The sequence below is a fragment of the Kineococcus gurbantunggutensis genome (genome assembly GCF_050871925.1).
In the GTDB taxonomy this organism is placed as follows: domain Bacteria; phylum Actinomycetota; class Actinomycetes; order Actinomycetales; family Kineococcaceae; genus Kineococcus.
The window spans coordinates 1-5,014 of sequence record NZ_JBJLSG010000243.1; the positions used below are offsets into that span (position 1 = coordinate 1).

Annotated in this window: 3 protein-coding genes and 1 pseudogene; 2 read left to right on the plus strand and 2 right to left on the minus strand. The window is 76.2% G+C overall.

Annotated features, from left to right (window positions below):
- Window positions 1–634, plus strand: a pseudogene (locus ACRYR7_RS24185) (hypothetical protein); the annotation flags it as partial.
- A gap of 44 nt (window positions 635–678) precedes the next feature.
- Here the strand turns inward: ACRYR7_RS24185 and dxs are convergent.
- A complete protein-coding gene (dxs, locus tag ACRYR7_RS24190; protein ID WP_432574839.1) occupies window positions 679–2,598 on the minus strand; it encodes a 1-deoxy-D-xylulose-5-phosphate synthase in 1,920 nt (639 codons plus the stop codon).
- A gap of 299 nt (window positions 2,599–2,897) precedes the next feature.
- On the minus strand, window positions 2,898–3,806 hold the full coding sequence (locus ACRYR7_RS24195; RefSeq protein ID WP_432574840.1) for an SDR family oxidoreductase: 909 nt from the start codon (window positions 3,804–3,806) through the stop codon (window positions 2,898–2,900).
- 147 nt (window positions 3,807–3,953) lie between these two features.
- Here ACRYR7_RS24195 and ACRYR7_RS24200 point away from each other — a divergent pair, with 147 nt between their 5' ends.
- Complete coding sequence (locus tag ACRYR7_RS24200) at window positions 3,954–4,979, plus strand: intradiol ring-cleavage dioxygenase (RefSeq protein WP_432574841.1); 1,026 nt, start codon at window positions 3,954–3,956, stop codon at window positions 4,977–4,979.
- Window positions 4,980–5,014 lie beyond the last annotated feature (35 nt).

A 5,014-nucleotide genomic window follows, 5' to 3' on the forward strand; every position in this document is an offset into this window, starting at 1 on the left:
GGTGCGCCAGCTGCTGCTGGCGCACCGGGAGGTGCACCGGGGCGCCGCCCGCCGGGTGGCGCTGGCGGTGCCGCGCGGCGCGCAGCGGCACCCGGGCGGCGGGTGGGCCTCCACGCCGGTGCTGGGCGGCGCGCTGGACCTGGGCCCGGGCGTGGTGGTGGCGGGGCGCGACGGCCGCGAGCGCGTCCTGCCGGTGCCGGCGGCCTCGGCGCGGGCCACCGGCGGGGACGAGGGGCTCACCGGCGCGCTGCTGGAGCACCTGGAGACCATGGGTTCGCTGGCCGCGCAGCGGCTGCAGCGCGACGAGGGCGTGCGCGGCGGCGGCGTGCTGAGCCCGGTGGGCGGCTGCGACGTACCGACGCTGCTGGCCGCGGCGAGCCTGCGCGCGCACCTGGTGGCCGGCCCGGGCCGCGAGGCGGGCGACGTGCTGCGCGCGGTGGCGGTGCCGGACCGCACCCGCGGGTGGTTCGACCTGGCGCGGGTGGACCCGGCGTTCGTGGTGGCCGCGTGGGCGGTGACGGACCTCGCCGACCGCGGGGTGCGCCGCCCGCTGCTGGTCACCCGCGAGGAGGTGGCGCCGGCCCCCACCGCGCTGGACGTGGCGGGCGTGGCGGGGGCCGTCCTGCGGCTGTGAGGCAGGCTCCGGGGCCCGGAGCAGCCGGGCCCCGGGCCGGGGCCTCAGGTGGCCGGGCCCCCGGTGGCGGGCTCGTGCGCCGGGGAGCCGGTGCTGCGGGCCACGGACTCCACGACGGCGCGCGCGACGGCCTGCGGGGCCAGGCCCACCTCGTCCAGGAGGGCCTCGCGCGAGCCGTGGTCCAGGAAGCGCTGCGGCAGCGCGAAGGTGAGCACCGGGGTGGGCACCGCCAGGCGGCGCAGCTCCTGGCCCAGCGCCCAGCCCAGGCCGCCGACCTCGCCGCCGTCCTCCAGGACCGCGACGTGCTGGTGGGTCCTGGCCAGGTCCACCAGGGAGCGCTCCACGGGCACCACCCAGCGCGGGTCGACCACGGTGACGCCCACGCCGTGCGCGCGCAGGCGGGCCGCGACCTCCAGGGCGCGGGGCACCAGGGAGCCCACGGCCACGAGCAGCACGTCGTCGCCGGTGGCCCAGTGCTCGCCCTCGAGGACGTCGACGACGCCGGTGCGCGCGATCGCCGGCAGGTCGGCGGGCACCTTGCCCTTGCTGAAGCGCAGCACGGTGGGGGCGTCCTCGACGGCGACGGCCTCGCGCAGCTCCTCGCGCAGCGTCGTGGCGTCGCGCGGGGCGGCCATCCGCAGGCCCGGCACCATCCGGCACAGGCCGGTGTCCCACATGCCGTGGTGGCTGGCGCCGTCGGGGCCGGTGACGCCGGCGCGGTCGAGCACGAACGTGACGCCGGCACGGTGCAGGGCCACGTCGAGCAGCACCTGGTCGAAGGCGCGGTTGAGGAAGGTGGCGTAGACGGCGACGACGGGGTGCAGCCCGCCGGCGGCCATGCCGGCGGCGGAGGTCACCGCGTGCTGCTCGGCGATGCCGACGTCGAAGACGCGCTCGGGGTGCGCGCGCGCGAACGGCTCCAGCCCCACGGGCATGCGCATGGCGGCGGTGATGCCCACGACGTCGCTGCGCGCCTCGCCCAGGGCGACCATCTCGTCGGCGAAGACGCTGGTCCAGGAGGAGCCGGAGCTGGCCTGGGCCTCGCCGGTCTCGGGGTCGATGACCCCGACGGCGTGGAAGTGGTCGGCGACGTCGGCCAGGGCGGGCTCGTAGCCGCGGCCCTTCTGGGTGATGGCGTGCACGATGACGGGCCCGCCGTAGGAGCGGGCGCGGCGCAGGGCGTGCTCGACGGCCTCGACGTCGTGGCCGTCGACGGGGCCGACGTACTTCAGGCCCAGGTCCTCGAAGAGCCCCTGCGGGGCGACGATGTCCTTGATGCCCTTCTTCATCCCGTGCAGGGTCTCGTAGGCCAGCCGGCCGGGGGCGCCGCCGCGCTTGAGGGACTGCTTGCCCCAGTCCAGGAGCTTCTCGTACTCGCGGGTGGTGCGCAGCGTCGCCAGGTGCGAGGCCATGCCGCCGATGGTGGGCGCGTAGGAGCGCTCGTTGTCGTTGACCACGACGATCACGGGGCGGTCGGCGGCGGCGATGTTGTTCAGCGCCTCCCAGGCCATGCCGCCGGTCAGGGCGCCGTCGCCGATGACGGCCACGACGCGCCGGTCGCGCTCGCCGCGCAGCTCGAAGGCCTTGGCCAGGCCGTCGGCCCAGGACAGGGACGTGGAGGCGTGCGAGTTCTCCACGACGTCGTGCTCGCTCTCGGCGCGCGAGGGGTAGCCGGAGAGCCCGCCGGCCTCGCGCAGGTGGGAGAAGTCCTGCCGGCCGGTGAGCAGCTTGTGCACGTAGCTCTGGTGGCCGGTGTCGAAGACGAGGCGGTCGCGCGGGGAGTCGAAGACGCGGTGCATCCCGATGGTCAGCTCCACCACGCCCAGGTTGGGCCCGAGGTGGCCGCCGGTGCGGCTGACCGCGCGGACGAGGAAATCGCGCACCTCGGCGGCCAGCTGGGGCAGCTGCTCCGGGGGCAGGTGCTTGAGGTCCTCCGGCCCCTTGATGTTCTCGAGCAGCCCCATGCGGGGTGGCCTCCTGTGCGGCGGGTGCGTGCGGTCGGTGCGGGCGGCGTGGGTTCGTCGTCCGGGCGAGTGTAGGAGCCGGTCACGACGTCAGCGCGGCCAACCGCACCCGCTCGGCCCACCCCGCACAGGACTCCCACACACCTCGCGCCCTCGCGGGCACGCAGGGTGACCAAGCGCACGCTCCGCGGTCATCCGCACCACCGCTGGCGGCCCACCCCCTCGAACGCCCGTTCGAGGGGGTGGGCCGGACCGCCGGACCGCGCTGCCGGGCGGGTGGCCCGGGAGCGCGGCGGGGCTCAGGACAGCGGCGAGCCGCCGGTGACGCCGAGGACCTCGGCGGTGATGTAGCTGGACTCCTGGGAGGCGAAGAACACGTACGCCGGGGCCAGCTCGGCCGGCTGCCCGGCGCGGCCCAGGGGCACGTCCTGGCCGAAGGAGGCGACCTGCTCCTCGGGCATGGTCGCCGGGATCAGCGGCGTCCAGATCGGGCCGGGGGCCACCGAGTTCACCCGGATCCCCTTCTCGGCGAGCATCTGGCCCAGGCCCTTGGTGAAGTTCACGATGCCGGCCTTGGTGGTGGCGTAGTCCAGCAGCGGCGGGGAGGGCTGGTACGCCTGGATGGAGGAGGTGTTGACGATGCTGGAGCCGGGCCGCATGTGCGGCACGGCCTTCTTGCACAGCCAGAACATCGCGTAGAGGTTGGTCTTGAGGACCCGGTCGAACTGCTCGGTGGTGATGTCCTCGATGCCGCCGGGCTGGGCCATCTGGTACGCGGCGTTGTTGACGAGCACGTCGATGCGCCCGAACTCCGCGACGGCGCGGTCGACGACCTGCTGGCAGGCCTCCTCCTCGCGCAGGTCGACGCCGACGGCGACGCCCTGGCGCCCGGCCTCCCGCACGTGCTGCAGCGTGGTCCGCGCGTCCTCCTCCTCCTCGGGCAGGTGGACGACCAGGACGTCGGCGCCCTCGCGGGCGAAGGCGATGGCCACGGCGCGGCCGATGCCGGAGTCCCCGCCGGTGATCACGGCCTTCCTGCCCTCCAGGCGGCCGCTGCCCCGGTAGGACCGCTCGCCGTGGTCGGGCTCGTCGCCCATGTCCCCCGTGCGGCCGGGGTGCGCGATCTGCTCGCCCTCGGCGTCGGGCTGCGGGTGCTGCTGCTGGGGGTCGCGCGGCTCGGTCTGGTCCTGGCTCTGTTCCTGCGGCATGGCGTCCTCCGTCGTCGGGCTGTCCCGGGGTCCGTACCCGCGGGCGGCGGGCTCAAGCGCGCACCCACAGGCGGACCACAGCCGTGGCAGGCCCGCCGCACGGCCCGGGCGGCGACGGTGGGACCACACCCGCTCGAGAGGACCACGATGCACCGCCAGGACAGCACCCCCGACCACCGCGGCACGGCGACCGGCGCCCGGCGCGCGCTGCGCACCCACCGGGGCCGCGTCCTGCCGCGCCAGGACGAGGACGTCGACGACCAGGGCCTGGCCTTCGACCTGGCCACCGCGCAGCGGCGCGTCCTGGAGCGCCGCCGGGTGCTGGGCGCCCTGGGCCTGGGCGCGCTCGGCCTGGGGCTGGCGGCCTGCGGCACGGACGCCTCCTCGAGCACCTCCGCCCCCTCGTCCACCTCGGCGCTGAGCGAGGTCCCCGACGAGACCGCCGGCCCCTACCCCGGCGACGGCTCCAACGGCGCGAACGTGCTGACCGCCTCCGGCGTGGTGCGCTCGGACATCCGCTCCTCCTTCGGCACCTCCACCACCACCGCCGAGGGCGTGCCGATGACCCTGACGCTGAAGGTGGTGGACATGCTCGGCGGCGACGTGCCCTTCGCCGGCGCCGCCGTCTACGTCTGGCACTGCGACCGCGACGGGAACTACTCCCTGTACGCCGACGGCCTGGAGGACGAGAACTACCTGCGCGGGGTCCAGGTCGCCGACGCCGAGGGGTACGTCACCTTCACCAGCGTCTTCCCCGCCTGCTACTCCGGGCGCTGGCCGCACGTGCACTTCGAGGTCTACCCCGACGCGGGCTCCACCACCGACGCGGCCAACGCCGTCGCCACCTCCCAGCTGGCCCTGCCGCAGGAGGTGTGCGAGGCCGTCTACGCCACCAGCGGCTACGAGCAGTCGGTGAGCAACCTCGCGGACGTCACCCTCGCCTCCGACAACGTGTTCGGCGACGACTCCGCCGCCACGCAGCTGGCCACCGTCACCGGCGACACCGCGAGCGGCTACGCGGTCTCCCTGACCGTCGGGGTGGACACCTCCACCACCCCCACCGCCGGCTCCGCGCCCTCCGGGGGCGGGGCGGGCGGACCCGGCGGTGCGGGCGGCACCCCGCCCACCGGCGCCCCGCCGGCCGCGCCCGCCGACCGGCCCACCTCCGCCTGAGACGCCCGGGGGGGCGGGCACCGCGCGTCGCGGTG